This is a genomic window from Allobosea sp. TBD101 (assembly GCF_059817965.1).
On the sequence record NZ_CM187543.1, the window covers coordinates 493,615 to 515,830 of the forward strand.

20 protein-coding genes are annotated in these 22,216 nt (G+C 62.0%); 10 read left to right on the top strand and 10 right to left on the bottom strand.

The features are described from left to right. The first annotated feature begins 82 nt into the window (after nucleotides 1-82). From AC6RIC_RS02390 to AC6RIC_RS02425, 8 genes are all read left to right on the top strand, one after another. Nucleotides 83-2,806, top strand: a complete 2,724-nt coding sequence (locus AC6RIC_RS02390) for a decarboxylase (RefSeq protein ID WP_499734954.1) — start codon at nucleotides 83-85, stop codon at nucleotides 2,804-2,806. A 78-nt stretch (nucleotides 2,807-2,884) separates the two neighbouring features. Further along, nucleotides 2,885-4,576 carry an aspartate-alanine antiporter gene (aspT, locus tag AC6RIC_RS02395; protein ID WP_454654490.1) on the top strand — a complete coding sequence of 564 codons (1,692 nt, stop codon included), beginning with the start codon at nucleotides 2,885-2,887 and terminating at the stop codon, nucleotides 4,574-4,576. A gap of 47 nt (nucleotides 4,577-4,623) precedes the next feature. Then, a complete protein-coding gene (locus AC6RIC_RS02400; protein WP_499734955.1) occupies nucleotides 4,624-6,243 on the top strand; it encodes a bifunctional aspartate transaminase/aspartate 4-decarboxylase in 1,620 nt (539 codons plus the stop codon). A 122-nt stretch (nucleotides 6,244-6,365) separates the two neighbouring features. After that, nucleotides 6,366-8,063 carry an aspartate-alanine antiporter gene (gene aspT, locus AC6RIC_RS02405; RefSeq protein ID WP_499734956.1) on the top strand — a complete coding sequence of 566 codons (1,698 nt, stop codon included), beginning with the start codon at nucleotides 6,366-6,368 and terminating at the stop codon, nucleotides 8,061-8,063. Between the two features lie 108 nt (nucleotides 8,064-8,171). Further along, nucleotides 8,172-8,426, top strand: a complete 255-nt coding sequence (locus AC6RIC_RS02410; protein ID WP_454658916.1) for a hypothetical protein — start codon at nucleotides 8,172-8,174, stop codon at nucleotides 8,424-8,426. Nucleotides 8,427-8,680: 254 nt separating this feature from the next. Continuing rightward, entirely contained in the window at nucleotides 8,681-9,706 is a 1,026-nt protein-coding gene (locus AC6RIC_RS02415) for an AI-2E family transporter (RefSeq protein WP_499734957.1), read from the top strand. Further along, complete coding sequence (locus tag AC6RIC_RS02420; RefSeq protein WP_499734958.1) at nucleotides 9,666-10,061, top strand: autotransporter domain-containing protein; 396 nt, start codon at nucleotides 9,666-9,668, stop codon at nucleotides 10,059-10,061. Before AC6RIC_RS02415 ends, AC6RIC_RS02420 begins: the two co-directional genes overlap by 41 nt. A gap of 103 nt (nucleotides 10,062-10,164) precedes the next feature. Continuing rightward, a complete protein-coding gene (locus AC6RIC_RS02425) occupies nucleotides 10,165-10,965 on the top strand; it encodes a DUF72 domain-containing protein (RefSeq protein WP_454654495.1) in 801 nt (266 codons plus the stop codon). A gap of 3 nt (nucleotides 10,966-10,968) precedes the next feature. Here AC6RIC_RS02425 and AC6RIC_RS02430 read toward each other — a convergent pair whose 3' ends face one another. From AC6RIC_RS02430 to AC6RIC_RS02455, 6 genes are all read right to left on the bottom strand, one after another. Continuing rightward, complete coding sequence (locus AC6RIC_RS02430; RefSeq protein ID WP_499734959.1) at nucleotides 10,969-11,457, bottom strand: YbaK/EbsC family protein; 489 nt, start codon at nucleotides 11,455-11,457, stop codon at nucleotides 10,969-10,971. Further along, the gene (locus AC6RIC_RS02435; protein WP_454654497.1) at nucleotides 11,454-11,732 is read right to left on the bottom strand and encodes a hypothetical protein; all 279 of its coding nucleotides are present in this window, start codon (nucleotides 11,730-11,732) and stop codon (nucleotides 11,454-11,456) included. Before AC6RIC_RS02435 ends, AC6RIC_RS02430 begins: the two co-directional genes overlap by 4 nt. 124 nt (nucleotides 11,733-11,856) lie before the next feature. Further along, nucleotides 11,857-12,132, bottom strand: coding sequence for a helix-turn-helix domain-containing protein (locus AC6RIC_RS02440; RefSeq protein WP_454654498.1), 276 nt, complete (start codon nucleotides 12,130-12,132; stop codon nucleotides 11,857-11,859). A gap of 419 nt (nucleotides 12,133-12,551) precedes the next feature. Then, on the bottom strand, nucleotides 12,552-12,788 hold the full coding sequence (locus tag AC6RIC_RS02445) for an SDR family NAD(P)-dependent oxidoreductase (RefSeq protein ID WP_454654499.1): 237 nt from the start codon (nucleotides 12,786-12,788) through the stop codon (nucleotides 12,552-12,554). A 43-nt stretch (nucleotides 12,789-12,831) separates the two neighbouring features. After that, nucleotides 12,832-13,362 carry a DUF6647 family protein gene (locus tag AC6RIC_RS02450; protein WP_499734960.1) on the bottom strand — a complete coding sequence of 177 codons (531 nt, stop codon included), beginning with the start codon at nucleotides 13,360-13,362 and terminating at the stop codon, nucleotides 12,832-12,834. Between the two features lie 923 nt (nucleotides 13,363-14,285). Continuing rightward, complete coding sequence (locus tag AC6RIC_RS02455; RefSeq protein ID WP_499734961.1) at nucleotides 14,286-15,356, bottom strand: helix-turn-helix domain-containing protein; 1,071 nt, start codon at nucleotides 15,354-15,356, stop codon at nucleotides 14,286-14,288. A gap of 715 nt (nucleotides 15,357-16,071) precedes the next feature. Between AC6RIC_RS02455 and AC6RIC_RS02460 the strand changes: the two genes are divergently transcribed. Next, a complete protein-coding gene (locus AC6RIC_RS02460) occupies nucleotides 16,072-17,055 on the top strand; it encodes a winged helix-turn-helix domain-containing protein (protein ID WP_454654502.1) in 984 nt (327 codons plus the stop codon). A gap of 119 nt (nucleotides 17,056-17,174) precedes the next feature. Then, on the top strand, nucleotides 17,175-18,143 hold the full coding sequence (locus tag AC6RIC_RS02465; RefSeq protein ID WP_499734962.1) for an NADPH:quinone reductase: 969 nt from the start codon (nucleotides 17,175-17,177) through the stop codon (nucleotides 18,141-18,143). Between the two features lie 151 nt (nucleotides 18,144-18,294). On the opposite strand, the gene AC6RIC_RS02470 is transcribed toward AC6RIC_RS02465, so the two are convergent. The 4 genes from AC6RIC_RS02470 to purH form a co-directional block, all read right to left on the bottom strand. Next, the gene (locus AC6RIC_RS02470; RefSeq protein WP_454654505.1) at nucleotides 18,295-18,837 is read right to left on the bottom strand and encodes a recombinase family protein; all 543 of its coding nucleotides are present in this window, start codon (nucleotides 18,835-18,837) and stop codon (nucleotides 18,295-18,297) included. Between the two features lie 72 nt (nucleotides 18,838-18,909). Then, entirely contained in the window at nucleotides 18,910-19,206 is a 297-nt protein-coding gene (locus AC6RIC_RS02475; RefSeq protein ID WP_499734963.1) for an Arm DNA-binding domain-containing protein, read from the bottom strand. 154 nt (nucleotides 19,207-19,360) lie between these two features. Next, nucleotides 19,361-20,539: a low temperature requirement protein A gene (locus AC6RIC_RS02480; protein WP_499734964.1), complete on the bottom strand. Its 1,179-nt coding sequence runs from the start codon at nucleotides 20,537-20,539 to the stop codon at nucleotides 19,361-19,363. A 74-nt stretch (nucleotides 20,540-20,613) separates the two neighbouring features. Then, complete coding sequence (gene purH / locus AC6RIC_RS02485) at nucleotides 20,614-22,206, bottom strand: bifunctional phosphoribosylaminoimidazolecarboxamide formyltransferase/IMP cyclohydrolase (protein ID WP_499734965.1); 1,593 nt, start codon at nucleotides 22,204-22,206, stop codon at nucleotides 20,614-20,616. Nucleotides 22,207-22,216 lie beyond the last annotated feature (10 nt).

Genomic DNA, 22,216 nt, shown 5'->3' on the forward strand with positions numbered 1-22,216 from the left:
CCCCTGCAATTAAGCCGTGTCGCCGAACCGGGGCGCAGTGGGGTCAAGCCCACAGCTCACAGCCTGCAGGGAAGGATACAAGATGGCCACGACGGTTCAGGAATCGCGCTCCATCGACCATTTCTTCTCAGCACCTTCCGGCCGGACAGATCGCTGGCGGGAACTTCACGCGGTTGCTCGCTCCTGGGCCAAGGGCGGTGAGGCCCGCGGCAAAGTCGAGACGGCGCTCGACGAACTCGGCGCGAGCGAGGAGTTTCACGCATTCCCCGGCCAGGAGCTGATCGGCGCGCTGCGCGAGCGGCTGCAGAATGACGATGCCAACGGCTTCCTTGCGCTCGCCAAGCGGATTTCGGTCGCCATCATCACAGGCAACTACAAGCACGACGCGAAGGAATGGCAGTCGGCCGATCTGTCGCTGGCCGAGCCGGTGGACGTGCTGCCATCCGGGCTGGGGGACACGTCGGCCTATCGCCCCTATTTCGAGATGTTGGCCGTGACGCCGGCACCGGCGGGACGCTGGCCCCACATGGTCGCCGAGTTCCGCCGGCTAAGGCGGCCCGAGGACGCCTTCGTCTACGAGACGGTCATGGTCGGCAGTCTGGAGGATGCGGTCTGTGCGGCCGTGCTCAACCCGGATATTGCCGCTGTCATCATTTACGAAGGCTTTGTGCTGAAGTCGCGACACGATGCGCCGATCCTGCGCAGCGTTCTGGCCGCACAGCAGCCGCTTCTCGATACGGATGACGAGGCCGATCTGGCATTGCGCCTTGCGGCCGGGCTGAAGGCGATCCGGCCCGAACTCGACATCTATCTGTTGTCGGACCGGCGCGTCGAGAAGCTCGCGGGCGACCCTCGGGCGGCGATGATCCGGCGCGTGATGTACCAAATCGAGGAGCCGCTCGAGCTGCACCTCTCGGTGCTGGAAGGCATCAAGGCGCGCTTCGAGACACCGTTCTTCGACAATCTCAAGCGTTACGCGCAGCGACCCGTGGGTACCTTTCACGCGCTCCCGATCGCGCGCGGCAAGTCCGTTTTCCGCTCGCCCTGGATCCGCGACATGGGGCAGTTCTACGGAATCAACCTCTTCCTGGCGGAAAGCAGCGCCACGACCGGCGGCCTCGACAGTCTCCTGGAGCCCACCGGCAACATCAAGCGAGCACAGGAGATGGCCGCGCGCGCCTTCGGCGCCGACCACGTCTTCTTCGTGACCAATGGCACAAGCACCTCGAACAAGATGGTGCTGCAGGCGCTGATCGCGCCGGGCGATATCGTGATCCTCGACCGCAACTGCCACAAATCACACCATTACGGGCTGGTTCTGAGCGGTGCGCAGCCCTTCTATGTCGAAGCCTTTCCGATGGTCGAATTCTCGATGTACGGCGCGGTGCCGCTGCGGACCATCAAGAAGGCTTTGCTCGACCTCAAGGCCGAAGGCCGCCTCGACCGCGTCAAGATGGTCGACCTGACCAACTGCACCTTCGACGGCCACATCTACAATACCCGGCGCGTGATGGAGGAATGTCTCGCGATCAAGCCGGACCTGATCTTCCTCTGGGACGAGGCTTGGTTCGGGTTCGCGCGCTGGTCGCCCTTCCTGCGGCCTCGCACAGGCATGGGCGCAGCCGCCGATATCGAGGCTTGGATCGCAAGCGCGGACGCGCTTGTGCAATACGAAAAGCAGCAGAAGGAACTCGGCGCCGCACCATCCGCAGAGAAGCTGCTGAGCACGCGCCTCCTGCCCGATCCGCGCGCCGTCCGGCTACGCGTCTACCAGACGAACTCGACGCATAAGTCGATGTCGGCGATCCGGCAGGGCTCGATGGTGCTCGTCAGGGATGTCGACTTCCACAAGGTCGAGGCGCAATTCCACGAGGCGGTGTTCACCCATGCCTCGACCAGCCCGAACCAGCAGCTCATCGCCAGCCTCGACGTCGCTCGCCGGCAGATGGAACTCGAGGGCTATGGGCTGGTGATGAACGCCGTCGAGGTCGCGCTCGACATCAGGCGCGAGGTTGCGACGCATCCTGTCATCTCGAAATACTTCAAGATCGTCGGCGCTGACGGGATGGTGCCGCAGAAATACCGAAGCAGCGGCTTCGTCGACTTTCTCGCACCCGAGACCCGCTGGGACGATCAGCTCCGCAGCATGCGCGAGGACGAGTTCTGCCTCGATCCCACCCGGATGACGCTGGTCTGTGGCACGGCAGGGTTCGACGGCACATCATTCAAAGGTCTGCTCGCCGCGGAATATAACATTCAGGTCAACAAGACCTCGCGTAACTCGGTGCTGTTGCAGTCCAACATCAACAATACCCGCAGCGATGTCGCCCTGCTGATCAGTGTCCTGCTCAAGATCAGCAACGAGATCGAGACGCGTCTGCGCCAGGGCGGCGAGAGCGAACGCAAGGCCTTCGATGCACGCGTGCACAGTCTGATGAACGACGTGCCTGATCTTCCGGATTTCAGCCGGTTCGACGACGCATTCCGCGCCGACGCCGGCAAGACAACGCCGGAGGGCGACATGCGCACGGCCTTCTTCACAGCCTATGCCGCGGAGAAATGCGAGTACCTGCCGATCAACGGCCCTGAATGCGACCGCCGTCTCGACAAGGGCCCGGCACTGATCTCAGCCAACTTCGTGATCCCTTACCCGCCCGGCTTCCCCATCCTGGTCCCCGGACAGGTCGTCACGCATGAGACGATCACCTTCATGCGCAAGCTCGATGTGAAGGAAATCCACGGTTACGAGAAGGCGAGGGGCCTCAAATTACTGAAGCCTGACGCCATTGCTCGGAAGAAGAGATGAAAACTCCAGGTAACCACAAATTCTAATGGTCTGTCCGGATATCCGGCAGGCCTCGAACTCCAGAAATAGGGGGTCGGAATGTTTGACTGGTTCGCTAGTACGCTTCGCAGTTACCCCGAGATTGCGCTCTTTCTTTCGTTGGCGATCGGCTATTATGTGGGCGGCTTCGCCTATAAGGGCTTCAGCCTCGGCGCGGTGACCTCGACGCTCATCGCTGCGGTCGTGATCGGGCAGCTCGGCATCACGGTCTCGCCCAATGTGAAGTCGACGTTTTTTCTGATGTTCCTGTTCGCGGTCGGCTACGGAGTCGGGCCCCAGTTCGTCCGCGGCATCGCCAAGGACGGCGCGCCTCAGGCAATCTTTGCGGTCCTCGTGACGGTGTTCTGCCTCGCTGTCCCCGTCATCATCGCGAAATTTGCCGGATACCATCCCGGCTATGCCGCCGGCCTCTATGCCGGCACGCAGACGATCTCGGCCTCGATGGGGCTGGCGACCGACGCGATCAACCGCCTGGGGCTCCCTCCCGACCAGACCAAGGAATATCTCGACGCGATGCCGGTCGCCTATGCGGTGACCTATATCTTCGGCACCGTCGGCTCCGCCATTGTCCTGGCGCTGTTGGGACCGAAGCTCCTTGGCATCGATCTCGTCCAGGCCTGCAAGGACTACGAAGCAAGGCTTGGCGGCGGCAAGGAGATCGGCGGCCCCGGCTCCGTGTGGCGGCGCTTCGAGTTGCGTGCCTTTCGGGTGCGAAGCGGCGCCAAGGTCGTTGGTATGCGCGCAGCGGAGGCCGAAGCGCTCGTTCCGGATGCGCGCGTCTTCGTCGAGCGCGTGCGGCGCAATGGCATCATCGAGGACGCTACCACCGACACGATCCTGCAGGAAGGCGACATTGTCGCCATCGCGGGGCCGCGCGAGGTGCTCGTCAACCTGATCGGCCAGAACGCCGACGAGGTCGAGGACCCGGAACTTCTCGACGTGAAGGCCGAAGGCGTCGATGTCTACGTCACCAGCAAGAACGCCGACGGCAAAACGCTCGCCGAGCTCTCCCAGATGCCCGCGGCACGCGGCGTTTTCCTTCGGAAGATCGTTCGCGGTGCCACCGCCGTCAGCGTTCCCATCCTGCGCGACACGGTGATCCATCGCGGCGACATCCTGACCATCGTCGGCCGGACACAGGACATTGCCGCGGTCGCCAAGGTCGTCGGCCACGCCGACCGCCCGAGCGACGTCGCCGATGTCGCCTTCATTGGTGCGGCCATCACGCTCGGAGCGTTGATCGGCGCGCTGGTCTTCAAGGTCGGGGGCGTTCCACTGACGCTCTCCACTGCAGGCGGCGCCCTGATTTCCGGCCTGGTTTTCGGCTGGCTTCGTTCCGTGCGCCCCGTTTTCGGGCGCATTCCGAGCTCGACCGTCTGGTTCATGAACTCGGTCGGCCTGAATATCTTCATCGCCGTGGTCGGAATCTCGGCAGGCCCGGGCTTCGTCAAGGGACTGCAGACCCAGGGCGTCGGACTGTTCCTTTGGGGCGCTCTGGCGACAACGCTTCCGCTGATCCTGGCCATGTTCGCCGGCAAGTACATTTTCCGCTTCGACCCGGCCATCCTGCTCGGCGCCTGCGCGGGCGCCCGTACCACGACGGCTGCGCTGGGCATGATCTGCGAAACCGCAGGTAGCCAGGTTCCGGCGCTTGGCTACACCGTGACCTACGCGGTCGGGAACACGCTCCTCACCATCTGGGGCATGGTGATCATCATCCTGCTGACCTAGCGCGCGACAGCGAGTTCCTTCGTTTTCACTCTGGTTGGGAGAGCGTCATGGATCCTGTTACTCTGCGAACCTTCGAAAAGCTCAGCCCCTTCGAGATCAAGGACGAACTCATCCGCCTCGCCAAGCTGACGGCGCAGACGTCCTCGATATCGATGCTCAACGCGGGGCGCGGCAATCCGAACTGGGTGGCGATGACGCCGCGCGAAGGCTTCTTCCTGCTCGGCCAGTTCGCGATCACGGAAAGCCGGCGCGTGATGAACAAGCCGGCGGGGATCGGCGGCATGCCCAAGGCCGACGGCATCGCAGCGCGGCTGGAGGATTGGCTGGCCGCGCATAAGGACGCCCCCGGCGCCGGCTTCCTCAAGGACATGGTCGCCTTCGCGGTCAAGAGGTTCGACTTCAAGCCCGATGCCTTCGTCCATGAACTCGTCGACTCGATCATCGGCGACAACTATCCGGTGCCGGACCGCATGCTCGTCCATAACGAGCGCATCGTGCACGAGTACCTGATGTGGGCGATGTGCGGCGAGCCGCGCCCGTCCGGCCAGTTCGACCTCTACGCCGTCGAGGGCGGGACGGCGGCGATGTGCTACATCTTCAAGTCGCTGAAGGCCAACCGCCTGCTGAACCCCGGCGACACGATCGCGCTCGCGACGCCGATCTTCACGCCCTATCTCGAAATGCCCCATCTCGAGGATTACGGCCTCAACGTGGTCTCGATTGCGGCTCCACAGGAGAACCGCTTCCAGTTCACCGACGACGAACTGAAGAAGCTCGAGGATCCGAAGATCAAAGCCTTCTTCGTTGTGAATCCGGGCAATCCCTATGCGGTCGCCCTGAGCGAGGAGACCATCGCCAAGATCGTCAAGCTGGTCGAAACGAAGCGCCCCGATCTCATGCTCCTGACCGACGACGTCTATGGAACCTTCGTCAAAGGGTTCCGCGGCCTTCTTGGCGCCCTACCTCGCAATACTATCGGCGTCTATTCCTATTCGAAGTATTTCGGCTGTACCGGCTGGCGGCTCGGCGTCATCGCCATTCATCGCGAGAACATCTTCGACAAGGCGATCGCCAACCACCCGGAGAAGACTCTTGCGCTGCTCGACAAGCGCTACGGTCCGCTGACCCTGAAGCCGCGCGAGATGAAGCTGATCGACCGCATCGTCGCCGACAGCCGCGACATCGCGCTCAATCACACCGCCGGACTGTCGTTACCGCAGCAGGTGATGATGTCGATGTTCTCGCTGTCCGAGTTGATGGACGAGGCCAAGCTCTACCAGAAAACCTGCATGGGGATCGTCAGGGCACGAGCCGAGCGGATGATCGAGGGGCTCGGCATCGAGGTGCCCGAGAACGTGCTGCACGATCGCTATTACGGTCTCGTCGACTTCGAGTTCTGGGCCAACAAATATGTCGGCCCGGAGGTCGTGGCCTACATGAAGGAACACGTTCATCCGCTCGACATCGTGTTCCGTCTCGCCGAAGACCACGGCATCGTGCTGCTGAACGGTGGCGGCTTCCATGCACCCGACTGGTCGGTCCGGGTATCGTTCGCCAATCTCGACGACGAGGTCTACAGCCAGATCGGGCGTGCCACGCGAGCGGTCGCCCGCGGCTACCGCCAAGCCTTCGACGCCTACAAGCTCGCCCTCTCCAAATCGAAATAGCGGGCGGCATGGTGGTGGCCAAAGAAACGTGAGCTGAAGCTGTGTCTTCAGCGGCAACGTAGCCAGACATTCGATCGGCCATTCGCGCGGTCGAATGTCGGGTCCTTCCAGAGAGGTCCGGCATGCGTTTCGTGGTCGAAGCCCTGCAGAACAACCCCGAGCTCGCCATCTTCCTGACGATTGCGCTCGGGTTTCTGATCGGCAGGCTGACATTCGGCGGCTTCAGCCTCGGCGTCGTCGTCGGCTGCCTGCTGGCGGGAGTGCTGGTCGGCCAGCTCGACATCAAGGTTCCCGCGATCGTCAAATCGGTCTTCTTCGACCTTTTCCTGTTCACCACCGGCTACAAGGTCGGGCCGCAATTCTTCCGTGCCTTGAAACGCGACGCGCTTCCGCAAATGGCGCTCACGGTCGTCCTGTGCGTGACATGCCTGTTGGTGGCGCTGGTCTTCGCGAAGCTGCTTGGCTACGACATGGGCACCGCGGCCGGCCTGCTTGCCGGCGCATTTTCTGAATCCACAGTCATCGGAACGGCAGGAGAAGCCATTCAGCGGCTTGACTTGCCGGAGGCCGAACGTCGGGCGCTCGTGAACAATATTCCGGTGGCCTACGCCGTCACCTATTTGGTGGGAACGACCGCGCTCGTCTGGTTCTTGCCAAAAGTCGGCCCCAAGCTGATGGGAATTGACCTGCGCGAGGCCGCTCGCGAAGCGACGGCAGCTCTGCATTCAGACAGGGGCGGATCGGCCAGCGAAGCCGATGGCGTTATATCGGCCGCTCGCTTGTTCGATGTCCGCGCCTATCGGGTCAAGAACGAACAACTCTTCGGCAAGACGATTGCGGAGCTGGAGGCTTTGCCGAAGAGGACGCGTGTCTTCGTCCTGCGTGGCCGCAGCGCCGATGGCCTGTTCGACCAGGCCTCGGATCATCGCATCCAGGCCGGCGACATCATCGCCGTGATGGCGCGCTTCGAAGTTCACGCCGCACGCGGCGACGTCATTGGCCCCGAAGTGAGCGACCCGGAACTGTTGGACATCCCGCTCGAAGCGCTCGACGTGGTTGTGGTGAGCCGCGAGATCGACGGCAAATCCCTGGCGGAGCTCGCCGAAGACCAATTCGCGCGCGGGGTCTTTCTCGCCAAGCTGACCCGTTCGGGCATCGCCATGCCGGTGATCCCCACGACACGCCTCAACCGGGGAGATGTCATGTCCCTGATGGGGCCCATGGCGGAGGTGGAACGCGTCTCGACGGCAATCGGCTATCCCGACAGGCGCACATCGGCGACTGATATGGTCTTCGTCGGATTGGGCATCTTCCTCGGCGGGCTCTTCGGCCTGCTCTCGCTGACCGTCTGGGGGATACCGCTGACGCTGACCGCCAGCGGCGGCGCCCTGTTCATGGGGCTTCTCTTCGGATGGCTTCGCTCGGCATATCCCTTCTTCGGCCGAATCCCCGAGCCCGCGATCTGGATCTTCGACACGGTCGGACTGTGCATGTTCATCGGCATTGTGGGTCTCAGCGCTGGACCAAGTTTCGTCGCGGGCTTGAAAGCGACAGGAATCAGCCTCGCCGCCGTGGGCCTGGTGTCGGCGCTGCTGCCGCACATGGTCGGCATTCTCTTCGGCCGTTACGTCCTGAAGATGGACCCTCTGATCGTACTGGGAGCCTGCGCCGGAGCCGGCACGATCACGGCGGCTTTGAGAGCGGTTCAGGATGAAGCGCAGAGCAGCATTCCGGCTCTCGGATACACGGTCCCCTATGCGATCGGGAACATTCTGCTGACCGCCTGGGGGCCCGTCCTGATCGCGCTGATGACCATTTGATCGGGTATGCGGCTCACGCCGTGCAGTCAACGGTTGGCCTCGACACCCTGATGCACCCCAGGTCGCGCCGTTTTCATAGGCCCCAAGGAATGGCTGATGGAGGACAACATGAAGCTCCCGATCGCATTCGCGGCTCTCGTCGCCGCATTCGTCGCGACGGACAGCGGAGACGCCCGTGCGGCAGTCTACTGCCAGTACGTCAATTACCCCGTCGGCTGCATCGTAAGACCCGGGGTCGTGCTGCGGCCCCGGCCGGTCGCGCGGGCCGCTGTCACCCCTGGTGTCGGAGCACCGGGCGTAGGGGTCCGGCCTGGCACACCGATGAACCGCGGAGGTCCGGTCAATCGGGCGGGCAGGCGCTAAGTACCTTGCCGCGCCTCCGTCCGGCAGCACCCGCGAAACAGGCACCTTGACCTGTGAGCAGCCGGGCGCTTTGCGCAGGGTACTTCTCGTCGTTCGGCAGGTGTGGACCTACGAATACCTTCCTTGCCTCGGCAAAGCCGGCCCGAGGTGAGTCAAGCCGATGATGGCCGAAGGCTTGCGCAACGCGTTGAGCATGGACCTGACCGATGGACAGGAATGCGCCGAAGCCCCGCGACGCGGATTCGTCGTCAACGATGATCGACGCCGCGATTCGAGTCGGGCTGGTCGGTGTGCTGGTATTCGCCTGCGCCCGGATCATACTTCCCTTCGCTTTCCTTCTGACCTGGTCGGCGATCCTGGCAGTGATGCTCAATCCGCTGCATCTGCGGCTGGTGCCGAGGCTAGGGCATCGCGGATCGGCGCTTCTGATCGGGCTGATCGGTGTCGCGCTGATGCTGGGGCCGATGGTGATCCTGGTGACCTCGCTGGCGACGTCCCTGTATTCGCTCATCTCAAACGTTCAGAGCCAGGGCATCACGATGCCACAGCCCCCGCTTTGGCTCGATGGCACCCCTTTGATTGGCAAGAAGCTGACCGAGATCTGGTCTCTCGTCGCTTCCAACATACCTGCTGCACTGGCGAAATATGGCCACTTGGTCAGCGGGCCGCTGGCGTGGATCGCTGCGTTCGCCGGTGGCCTCGCGATTGGGGAGCTGTCATTCGTCGTCTCGTTCGCGATTGCAGCGGTGCTCGTCGTTTATGGCCAGAATGCCACCGTATTCGCCCATCGTGCGCTCGAACGGGTCACGGGAAGCGAAGCGCGTGCAACGCAGTTGGTCGCGCTGACGGCAGCTACGATCCGCGGCGTGGGGCTAGGCGTGGTTGGCGTCGCGGTCGTCCAGTCATTGCTCCTGAGTTTCGGCTTCTTTGCCATCGGACTTCAAACAGCGGGTCCCTTGACACTCGTTGCCCTGTTGCTGGGTATCATGCAGGTACCGTTGATTTTGCTGACGCTGCCTGTCGTCGCTTATGTCTTCTATTCCGAAGCGACGCAGCCGGCCGTTATCTTCCTCATCTGGAACATCGTCGTCGGGCTGAGCGACAATATTCTCAGGCCGCTGATGCTTGGCAGAGGGCTCGAAGTCCCGATGCCGATCATTCTGATCGGCGTTCTCGGCGGCATGATCGTAGACGGGCTGCTGGGCATATTCGTGGGGCCGGTGCTGTTGGCCGTCAGCTATGTTCTGCTGCTCGATTGGCTGCGCCAACAACCGGTTTGACCTGCGCCTCATCGTATCGGGCGGCAATACCATCGGGCATTGGAGCATCATCGGCTTGGGCGCGCGCCGCGCGAGCTATACTTGGCACGATGTCTCGACGCGGCGTACCGTCGCCTTCGCCGGCTTCGGCGATAGATTGACCGGCGACCACAACGCCGGCACCGCGCAGGCCTGCGGTGAGGCCGGCTACTGCTTCGCCCGGACGCGGATCGCGCTCGAACTCCTCGCGGGCGAGGCCTATGTCAATCTACAGACGGACGGGTTCGGCGAGGGCGACCTGCGCGGCTGCCGGGCACAGAATGGGTTGGCGGGCGATACTGGCGTAGCAAACCTTGTCGTGAGCGAACACTGCTGACAGGGTTCGTCGGTACCAACTGGCTTGGTTTGGCGCTGGCTCACCTACGGTTTGGTTCCGCGCATAGCCCAACCGGACGAGTAGAAGATCGAGGAACTCAACGATGGCCGCGGCTGGAAAGATCCATATCGGTATCGGCGGCTGGGTATTCGAGCCCTGGCGCGGGGTGTTCTATCCGGACGGGCTGCCGCAGAAGCGGGAGCTCGAATATGCTGCGAGCAAGCTCACCTCGATCGAAGTCAACGGCACTTATTACGGCTCGCAGAAGCCGGAGAGCTTCGCCAAATGGCGTGAGGAGACACCGGACGATTTCGTCTTCGCGCTGAAGGGCTCGCGGTTCTGCACGAACCGACGCGTGCTGGCGGAGGCCGGGCCTTCGGTCGAGAAGTTCCTGACCAGCGGGCTCACCGAGCTCAGGCACAAGCTGGGGCCGATCAATTGGCAGTTCATGCCGACGAAGCAGTTCGATCCCGTCGATTTCGAGGCCTTCCTCAAGTTGCTGCCGAAAGAGCTGGACGGGATCACGCTGCGCCATGCGGTCGAAGTCCGGCATGACAGCTTCCGCTCGCCGGATTTCATCACGCTGCTGCGTCAGTATGGCGTTGCCGCGATCACCTCGGCGGACGCGGATTACACGCAGATCGCCGATGTGACCGCGCCCTTCGTCTATGCGCGGATCATGGGGACCAAGGAGGCCGAGCCGAAGGGCTATTCCGAGGCAGGTCTCGATCGCTGGACCAGGGCTGCGCAGGTCTGGGCCGAGGGCGGCGTGCCTGATGGCCTGGAGACGGTCGGGCCCGCGGCAAAGACCGAGAAGCGCGACGTCTTCCTCTATGTCATCAGCGGCGACAAGGTGCGCAATCCTGCTGCCGCGATGGAATTGATCGCGCGGACGAAGGGCTGAGATCTACTCGGCCGCGGCTGCGTCCTGTGTGGCTTCCTGGCAGGTATCGACCCATTCGGCCCGGGTCAGCTCGGCCATGCGCTCAGGCGCGATGCGCAGCGCGCTATGCGTCGAGCCTGCGGCCGGCACGACGATGTCGAAGGCCTTCAGCGAGATGTCGCAATAGACCTTGAGCGGGGTGGCCAGACCGAACGGGCAGACGCCACCGACGGGATGGCCGGTCAGGGCTTCGACCTCTTCCTGGCCCAGCATGCGCGGCTTGCCGCCGAGCGCCGCCTTGGCCTTCCTGTTGTCGAGCCGGGCATCGCCGCGGGTGACGACGAGCACGACCTCGTCGCCGATGCGCAAGGAGAGCGTCTTGGCGATCTGCCCGGGCTCGACGCCATGGGCTGCCGCTGCGAGCGGCACGGTTGCGCTACTCTCAGGCGTCACGATGACCGCGATGTCGGGGGCGTGCTCGGCGAAGAAGGCGCGGACGGATTCGAGGCTCATCGGGCAATTCGGGAGGTCAGCCACAGGATCAGCAGGCTGGCGATGGCCGGCACGCCGAAGACGACGAGGAAGATCGGTGCTTCCTCCATCACGGTATAGCCTGCCCGGGCGACGCCGATCCAGAGATTGATCAGGGCCCCAGTGAACCAGAGCGGCAGGAACAGCTTCACGGCGAAGGGAATCGGCCGTCCCGCCGAGACGGAGAGGCGCGGGGCCAGGACGAGCAGGATGCCGAGCAGGGCGAAGCCGATGCCGATGACCTTAATGGTGTGCATGGATTGGCCTTATCTTGAGTAAAAGATGTTAAGTTTCAATTATTTAATTCAAGTCGCGGTGTTAATCATTGCGCTCAATCTACAGAGGAGCTACAGCGACCTCGGCAACGTTGATGAGCGGCGGCTACTCGTCGCCGTCTGCTCCTGTTCGTGGTTCCCTATCTGCCGGATCCGTTGGTGCAGTGATTTCCGGATGGTCGGCGATCAAATCAGACACCCGAACTCCGATGGCATTGGCCAGCTCGTAGAGCGAGATGATTGTCGGATTTCGGCGACCGCGTTCAAGGCTGCTGATGTACCATTGGCTGAAGCCCGAGCGCTCCTCGACCTGCTCCTGAGTCAGGCCGCGCTCTTTCCGTAACCGCGCAAAATTCTCTCCGACCAGCTTGCGCATATCCATGCGCTCAGAGCTGGCAATTTCCGATGACTTCGATTACCAATTATAGTTGGTATTACGGCTGGCCTGGGGATGACCGAGATGAGATTGCGATTGGCTGTGGCTGCAGCAGCTGTCGGCGCCGCGTGCTCGTCAGCCATCCGGCGCAACCGATATCTTTGGTTTACGGTTCGATAAGCCGGAGGACACCGAGAACCAGTATGCCTTCGTCGCCTACGACAATCGCAAGAACATCCTCTTCACTGCGACGTTCGAGGTTGCCCCTCGCCGAGCAGCCACAACTCCCTCAGTAAAGTCGGGGAACTCTGAAGGAAAGGCGTCGGACGCGGACGAGAACGCGTCTGCCCTGAGAGTAGCCTATAGCACCCTCCTGCTGCTGGAACGCTATTCGGACCAGTACGTGGGCGGTGCGCCACTTTCGGTCAGCAGAGATCGCGTCGCTCGCATTGAAAAATCAGCGGCGGCGTTAGGAAACGACGTTCGAGCGGCCAAGGCCAAGGCTCAACGGACTGCGCTCCGGCAAGTTCGACGGGCTCGCCGTCCCAAATCCAGACGTCGGCTCCACTTGCCACGAAGCTGGCCGCGATGGCTTCGCCGATCCCACGGGCGCCGCCCGTCACAATGACGGTCTGTTGTGAGAAGTCGTATGTGACTTGCACCGCAGCCCCCTAATTCCCGGGAGGCGTAACGAGCCGAAAGCTATTACATTCCGCAGGATGTTCTTACCAGAAGCGTGAATGGGTCGATCTGGAAATCTTCCTCAAGCGACCTTCCGAATAATCTCAGCCACTTTTCCTGCAACTCGAAAGCCTTGGCCTCGTGCGCCGCGTCACATTCAAATTTGGATTGATGCGCCTCCTGGAAATGGTGCACCAGTTCGTGCACAAGAACCGACAAGTCGGCTGCCGTTGCGCCGTTCCATGTGTCCGCCAGATAAATGATCTTCTCGCGGGAATCGTAGATTGACAGGATATCTGGCCGACCGTGTTGCTGTATGATTTCGGATGCGTATTGCTTGAGCCGTAAAGCAGCAACTTGGCCAACCGGCTTGAATACGAGTTTGGGCAAAAGCGTGGGTATCGGCTGTCCCAGCTCTGCACCGACCCACGTCGCTAGGGCCTCCAGTAACCGCCCTCCCGGATCAAGATGCCTTTCCCCGATGACGATTTCGAAGCCGGAACCGAGACGCAGGCGCTCCGTTGTCTCGTCACGCGCCTGCGCTTCAACATTCATGGATGCTGCGAGTAATGCTGCGCCAAAGAATAGATTCCGTCTCGCCGTTCCCATGGCACTCACCTGCAGAAGATGCAGATAGCGGCAAAATTGGATCAAACTTCTAAATTGTATCAAATTTAGATAAATTAATCTACGTATAATTGATCTTTACTGAAAGATTCGACCTCATCAGCTTCATCATCGTAGAGAAACTTCGTGAGCATGACATAGCGATTGAGGGAAGCCATACTGATGTCGCGGAGGCATCGTTCTCGCAGCTTGAATGCTTCAACGCGAATGCCTTCACGTAGCTCTGCGGTGTTGAGGCCGAATAACTCGCTCCGCTCAAGCATCCGCGCGAGTTCCCTGTCCCAGGCAACACAGGCCCGAGCCTGACGCGTCGTCGATTGCGCCCCCTCCGCGAGGCCGCCCCATAGGATGCAGGCGCATATAGCGAACACTGAAGATCGTCCCATTTGCGCCTCTTTGAGTGCAAGCGTTTGGATTGAGCTGGGGCTGGGTTTGTCTCTTCCGTTGCCGTTAGCCTTCGTAGCAACGAAACTTTCGTCAGGTCATGATGGAGAAGCGAAAGGATGCCGATATTTCGCCGAAAGTCGTGTCATGCTGGACGACAGGGGAGAAGTTCTTTTGGTAGTGAACGAAGGTTCGTCGCCGAATTTGTCGGCCCACTGCCGAATTTGTCCATGCCGCGCGAAATCTTGCAGCCGGAACCGAAGCGGAGATGTTCCCCGCTAAGGATATTAGGATATCGTTCGCGCGAGGGACGTGGGAGATGTGGACAGAGATTCTGAGGAATCAGCCGAACAGCAAGCTGGATCCTCAAGGAGACGCTTCTCTCAATTACTTCTCTGAGAGCTTGTCGGCCGGTGAATGCTGGCCCAGCCCTTACGCGCTGCCAAGATCGATCAAGCCACAACAGGTCATTCGTCTTTTGCAAGATCGGCGGAGGCCGGCGCCGTCTGAATAGACGCATATCGGGCGATTTCAATTGGAGTTTCACCGAACCGGCGACGAAAGGCGGCCCTAAAGCGTGTCGTGTTAGTGAAACCGTATCGGCGGGCGACGGCAGCGACTGAGGCGTCACGCATACCCCGGGCAAGATCGGCATGCGCTAGATCAAGCCGGACAGCATGCAATGCAGCCAAAGGGGTGCTGCCGCGAAAATGCCTGAACACAGTCGTCAAGGTTCGCAAGCTGCAGCCTGCGGCCGCAGCGATATGTGACATACGGATAGGCTCCGCGCCGTGGGCGCGCATGAAGTCTTCCGCGCGTCGAACGTAGGCTGGAATTGGATTTCCGGCTGAATTTGCGAGTCGATCAGAGTAGTTATGAGTGGTGCCACGCAAAATCAGCGAGACAAGTAGGTCCGTTAGCGACGCAAGTGCGACTGGGTTATTGGCAACACCGTCCCGTCGTTGAAATTCCTGTGTGACGAAATCGAGTTGGCTTTTCAGGCTGGCTGTAAGCCCGGTGCCCCAATCGAGGCTGGGCTCGAAAATGAGCGGCCGACGCAGCCGCTCATCCAGCATGTGTTCAAGCATGCTCTCGATATCCGTCGCTTTCAAGAAAACATTGGTGCGCGCGTTATCGTCGCTGATTAAAAGGCGGCCGCCGGGACCGGGCCTCCAGGCGAGACCAGATTGTTGCGTGGCTGTCGTGGATCTTCCCTTTTGCTCCAAGGTAATGTGGCCTGCGAGCATCGTCGTGAAACAATACAGGCTCCCTTCATCGCCGTCGACGGTGACCTCGGTGCTGAAGCTGCTCTCGACAAAACTCGCAAGAAGCGAGCCGGCGCCACGTATCGCAAGGGTCAAGATCGGCTGTTCGAAGCGCGGGCGCCAAAGAGCGCGATCCTGCAATTGGTAGGTGTAGGTGCGGTTTGACTGTGCGGCCCGTTCAATCACGCGAATCTTGCCGCTCGAATCCTCCAGAGCTTCGGACCGGACGACGTCGAACATTGTCAGCACAGGGGTGCTCGTGGTCGCAACCATAGGAGTCCCCGTCCAGCTTCCTTGCCGTGACGCAAGCAATTTTAGACAAATTCAGCAGCGGACCGACAAATTCGGCGGCACATTTGGAGCGCAGTTGAAAGCGTCGTTCCCCACCGCAGCAAACCTAGCACATATTGGCGACGCTGCGTCAGCGCCTCCTGCGCTACAGATCCGCCTCAGGATTATCAAAATCAAACCTAGAGAATGAAAAAGGATAATGTAACTGGAGTAGCTGTAATGCTAGAGTTTATCGTGATCGTCGGCGGCTTCTTTCCCGCTCTCGGAGAGATTTCCCGCCCCGTCTTGACGCATACTACTTCTGCGAAATGCGTCGATCTGTCTTCTCGCACTGCTCCGCAGAACTCCCGCCGCGGTGAGTTCGTTAACCAGATCGGTCCTGCGCGCTGCGACAAGGGCATCGTCATGCCGATCACGGCAAGTTCATCATGGCGAGCCGCAGGGAACTCCTCGTCCAAGGCCCGGCCTTGAACAAAGTGCCGAACAGACCTCAGATCGCACAGGAAACGGTCGGCGTTCCATCCCGATGCCTGGCAATGCGCAAAATCCGCGGTGGGCAGGCGAAGGCAGCTTCCGAAGCCGTTCATAGCGAAGAGCGCTCCGTTTGGTCACGGTCAATGGGTGACGGAATGCCGGTATTTCGCCTATAGTCGGCGGACGCAGTTCATAGAGCGGGCTAGGGTGGGAGCTAAGCACCATGGACCCGGCGCTTCCGAAACTTCTACAGTTCGACCGATTTGCGCTCGATTTGACGCGCGAACGCCTAAGAGCGGGCGATCAGGAGATTGCACTGCGGCCCAAGGCGTTCGAGGTTCTCCGTCACCTTGCCGAGAATGCTGGACGGCTGGTGTCGAAGCGGGAACTGTTTGAGGTCGTATGGCCAAATGTCGCTGTCACGGATGACTCACTCGTTCAGTGCATTCGCGAGCTACGAGACAAGCTGGGTGACACCGATCATCTCCTGATCGAAACCGTACCCCGTCGCGGATACCTGTTGAACGCCGGCCACCCCCACGCGGTCAAAGAGCACGACTCGCTGCCGCCACCCAAGCGATCTCAGATCCCGTTTGCCGGGTCAGTTGGCCGTCGCCTCGTTTTATGGTCGCCTGTACAGCGCAAACGGGCGATTCTGGCGACGGCCGCCATCATCATCTGCTGCCTGGCCGCAGCTGGATATCTTACAGCCCACCTGTGGTTGCCATCGTCAGCCAACGCTCTCTTCACAGAAGACGACGCGCGGCGGATTGCGGCAATTGCTGCAGAGAAGGAGCTTCCGCTTCCGCCATTCCAGATCAGCCGGATCGGGCGTGGTGTTCTCCCTGAACATCGCCGCTTCGTCGGCATCTGGGTCAGCAGCACCGGGTTCGTTAATTCGAACCGCCAATTCATGCTGGTCATTACCGGAGCCGAACCCTCCGGCATCGTGACGGGCTTTACAGTTCGGGGGCCTCCTCGGGCCCTGAGCCTTGTCGTCAAGCCGGCTGGCGCGACCCATTTTAAGGCCCGCGTCCTCGGCGATTCCTTTCGCTACAGTGGTCCAAACAGCGAGCGCGAGGTCGTGATGACAGGCGACCGGCGGCTTGAATTCAACGAGGTCTTCGACACGGGAGTGATCGTGCGTGTCGCCCTCGACCCGTTGTGGGCACTGGTTGAGGCCGAGCAAAGAGCTGCTCTGTGGTAGCCGGCGCGGCACAGCGAGCACCATTGCGCTATGATCCGTCCGGTTGTCACCAGCGCTTGATCGGGCCGCACAGAGCTATCGTTCTTCCAGGCTCTCACATTGCTGAGGGATACTGATCGATGCGTGCAGTATTCTATGAAGCCAACGGGCCAGCGCGCGATGTGCTGCGCATCGGAGACGTTGAAACTCCAAGCCCGGGAGTCGGGGAGGTTCGCGTGCGCTTGTACGCGTCAGGGGTCAATCCATCCGACGTCAAAAGCCGCGGACACCGAAAGTCGCCGTTCCCTCTGGTCATCCCACATAGCGACGGTGCTGGAGAAATCGAGGCTGTTGGTCCTGGCGTTGCGAAGTCACGCCTTGGCGAGCGGGTCTGGATCTGGAACGGGCAGTGGCAGCGTCCATTTGGAACAGCCGCAGAGTTCATTGCACTGCCGGCCGCGCAGGCCGTTCCCTTGCCAGATGCACTCAGCTTCGAGGAGGGAGCCGCTCTCGGCATCCCTGCGCTGACCGCCTACCATGCTATCGAGCTGGCCGGGGTCGGTCAGGGCACAACCTTGCTCGTATCCGGCGGCGCGGGGTCGGTGAGCCAGTTCGCCATTCAATTCGCCAAGGCTCGGGGCGCGACCGTGATCAGCACGATCTCATCGCCGGACAAGGCGATGGCAGCACGCGAAGCCGGCGCCGACCATTGCATCGACTACAAGCGTGAAAATGTGGGTGACCGTATTGCTGATATCACGGGGAGACGCGGCGTCGACGCCATCACCGAGATGGACCTAACGGCCAATGCCGGCCTGATCCCGGCGGTGCTCCGGCCGAACGGAAAGGTCATCGTTTACGGCACGGGGGCCGAGGCGACGATTCCCGCCTTCGCCTTCCTCGCCAATTCGATCCAGCTGAACTTCTTTCTGATCTATCAACTGGACGCGCAGCAGCGAGAACGCGCAGTGGCGGGCGTCACGCGCGCTCTTGCTCAGGGTGAAGCGGTTGCCCGTATCGGACCGACATTTCCGCTCAGTGAAACCGCCGCCGCGCATGAAGCGGTTGAGGGCGGAACGATTGGGAATGTCATCGTCAAAATCGAGTAATCGCAGCGTGGCTAGGCGATCTCTTGCGCCTTCGATCCTGCGGCCCCTTCCTGATTGTCGAAGAGTTCCTATCGGTGTCGCCTACATCGATTAGATCACCCAGCGCAGTCTCCCATGCCGCCTGTCGATTGCGATCCCACGTCGTGCGGCGTTAGAGGAGCCGCGATATCGTGCTCGGACTCACATTGTAGCTCCGGGCGATCTCTCGAACAGGTTCGCCGGCAGCTTTCCTGGCCAGGGCCTCCTGCCGCTGATGGTGGGTCATTCCGAATGGTCGGCCGAGCTTTACGCCGCGTGCCTTGGCTCTGCTGATCCCTTCGCTCGTTCTGGCCAGAATTAATGAACGTTCAAATTCGGCGAACCCAGCCATGATCGTCGTGACGAGACGGCCGTGCGGCGTTGTCGTGTCAGCCCACGCTTCCGTTAGAGAGCGGAAGCCAGCGCCGGCTTTCGCGGTTCGATCCAGGATGTCGAGAAGATCGCGGGTCGAGCGTGCTAGGCGATCCAGCCTCGTGACCATCAGCATATCGCCGTTGCCAAGCTTGGCGAGTGCTCGCTTGAGTTCCTGACGGTCCGTTTTGGCGCCGCTCACCTTCTCCTGAAAGATGCGGTCGGCGCCTGCTGCCTTCAAAGCCTCGATCTGGGATTCTAGGGTCTGATTGTCGGTCGAGACGCGTGCGTAGCCGTAAATCATGCGATCATTATGCAACAGATTTATGCAACGGAAAGGCGCTCAGTTATCAAAGGCCCCGCCTGCGTTGCGAAATTATTTGATTGTGACGGTCTCTTGCTCGGCCGTCTTTGTAGGGTCTTCTCCTTTAACAGTTCGACCCAGGAGTTCTAAAGCTCTGGCTCGGGCTGTCGCGGGCGTCCAAGGGGAGCCGTGAGGCCCAATCGTAATCCATTTCTGCCGGCGGTTGATCGTCGTCTTCAGGACATACGACCTGCCCTTGGTTTGGCATCGAATACCGAAGCCTTTGATCTCGGAGTCCCAGACCTCTTCGCCTGGACCAAGGGAGTCCAGCACGCTCTTCGTGATTCGTATCGAGCTCCGCTTCGCCATGACAATCTCCAGCAGCTACAGAAGAGCTGCAAGGCTGTGGCGAAATCGCAAGGGCCATTGCGGGCTAACGCAGAGATATCATGCAGGCTCGGCGCGTTTAGATGCTCCAGAGGGCTCCTTCCGATTATCCAATGAAATTGATGGTGTGCATGGTTCAGGTCTCCTTCGGCCGCAGCGAGATCGCTTCCCAGGCCGCGACCAGGATCAGGATCGCGGTTGCCGCGAGGCTGAAGCCGAGGGGCGGCAGTACCGTCCAGGCCGGTGTCAGTACGGCGAGCAGGCCGAGCCCGACGAGATGGGAGAGGGGATACCAGCCGGCCGTGACCCGTTTGAACAGGAGATTGCCGAGCAGGTAGAAGGCCGGGCCGGCAAGCACGGCGATCGCCGTCTTCGCATCGGTGTGGCCGCCGGGATGGGCGATCACCAGCTCGTCACCGACGGCGACAAGGATGATGCCGGCCACCAGCAGGACATGCAGGTAGGTGTAAGCGATCCGCGCGATCCGGCCGGGATCGTCGGATCGGGCGATATGGTGGCTCGCCCGCTCGGCGCCGATGTGGAAATAGATCCACCACATCGCGATTGAGCTCAGGAAGGAATTCAGGAAGGCGGTCAGATTGGCGGCCGTGACCGGCAGCTTCGCCGCGGTGGCGCCGGTGATCAGGATCGACTCGCCGAGCGCGATGATGATGAAGAGCGCACAGCGCTCGGAGAGATGGCCGCCCTCGACACTCCAGTCGCTGGTGAGCGAGCGGCCCAGGCGCGGGACACGGAAGCCAACGGTAGGGCCGACATATTCGATGCCGAGTGCGATCAGCCAGAGCCCGAAGCGCATGGGGCCTTCGTTCAGCCCGCCGGCGATCCAGAAGACGCCCGAGCAGCACAGCCAGATCGTGATGCGCTGGAAGTTGCGGTGGTTCGCAGGCGAGGCGTCCTTCAGGCTCACCATCGTGAAGAGCGAGCGGACGAGCTGGGCCGTGACATAGGCGCCGGCGAAGATGAGGCCGTTCGCACCGAAGGCCTCCGGCAACGCGCAGGACATCACCAGACCAAGCAACATCAGGACGAAGAGCAGGATCCGGACCGGGGGGCGCTCGGGATCGAGCCAGTTCGTCACCCAGCTCGTGTAGATCCAGATCCACCAGACGGCGCCGAGCAGGAAGGCGGCCTGCGCGACGCCGAGCGGGCTGAAATGCTCGAGCAGCGTGTGGGAGATCTGGGTGATCGCGAAGACGAAGACCAGATCGAAGAACAGCTCCACATAGCTGACTCTCGCATGCTGGTGTTCGACGCGCTCCCTGAGCAGCGCGCCGGGTTTGTGAGCTTTGGCCATGCAGACCCCTGTCCCCTGCCGCGCGCTTTCGCGCGCGGCCCGTCAGCGAGGGTGTCCCGCAGCCTGCGCCGCCGTCAATGGCGGAAGTGGCGGTGCCCGGTGAAGACCATGGCGAGGCCGGCCTCGTCGGCGGCCTTGATGACCTCGTCGTCGCGCATCGAACCGCCGGGCTGGATCACCGCGGTAGCGCCGGCCTCGGCCGCGGCGAGCAGGCCGTCTGCGAAGGGGAAGAAGGCGTCGGAGGCGACGACCGAGCCCTTGGCCAGGCTCTCCGCGACGCCTGCCGCCTTCGCGGCTTCGGCGGCCTTCCAGGCAGCGATGCGCGAGGAATCGACGCGGCTCATCTGGCCGGCGCCGATGCCGACCGTGGCGAGGTTCTTGGCGTAGACGATGGCGTTCGACTTGACGTGCTTGGCGACGCGGAAGGCGAAGCGCAGGTCGGCCAGCTCGCGCTCGCTCGGCTGGCGCTTGGTCACGACCTTGAGCGCCATGTCGTCGACGACGGCATTGTCGCGCGATTGGGCGAGGAAGCCGCCGGAGACGGTGCGCAGCGACAGGCCGGGCGCGCGGACATCCGGCAGGCCGCCGGTCAGCAGCAGGCGCAGGTTTTTCTTGGCGGCGATCATCGCGATCGCCTCCTCGTCGGCGTCGGGTGCGATGATGACCTCGGTGAAGACCTCGACGATCTTCTTCGCGGCAGCCGCATCGAGCTTGCGGTTCAGCGCCACGATGCCGCCGAAAGCCGAGACGGGGTCGCAGGCGAGCGCGCGCTCATAGGCCTCGAGCAGCGAGCCGCCCGCGGCGACGCCACAAGGATTGGCGTGCTTGACGATGACGCAGGCGGCCGAGGCTTCCGGCGCGAACTCGGCGACGCATTCGAAGGCGGCGTCGGTGTCGTTGATGTTGTTGTAGGAGAGCTGCTTGCCCTGGACCTGGCGTGCGGTCGAGACGCCCGGGCGGTTTTCCGGGGTGCGGTAGAAGGCTGCCCATTGATGCGGGTTCTCGCCATAGCGCATCGTTTCGGCGAGTGCGCCACCAAGAGCGCGGAAGGCCGGGGCGGTATCGCCCAGTTCATTGGCGAACCAGTTCGAGATCGCCGCGTCATAGGCCGCCGTGCGGGCATAGGCCTTCTGGGCGAGCTTGCGGCGCAGCGTCAGCGTGGTCGCGCCCTTCTGGGCCTCGAGATCGGCGAGGACGGAGGGGTAGTCGGCCGGCTCGACCACGACGGCGACGTCGTGATGGTTCTTGGCAGCGGCGCGGATCATCGCGGGGCCGCCGATATCGATGTTCTCGATGCAGTCGTCATAGGCCTTGCCGGCCGCGACCGTCGCCTCGAACGGGTAGAGGTTCACGACCAGCAGGTCGATCGGCTGGATGCCGTGGCCGAGCATCGAGGCCTGGTGCTCGGGATGCGAGCGGATGGCGAGCAGGCCGCCATGGACCTTCGGGTGCAAGGTCTTGACCCGGCCGTCCATCATCTCGGGGAAGCCGGTGAGGTCGGAGACATCGCTGACCGGCAGGCCGGCCTCGGCGATCGCCTTGGCGGTGCCGCCGGTCGAGACCAGCGCGATGCCAAGCTTGTGGAGGGCACGCGCGAAGTCGATCAGACCCGTCTTGTCGGAAACGGAAAGGAGCGCGCGTTCGACGCGGCGAAGCTCATTCGGCATCGGGATCAGG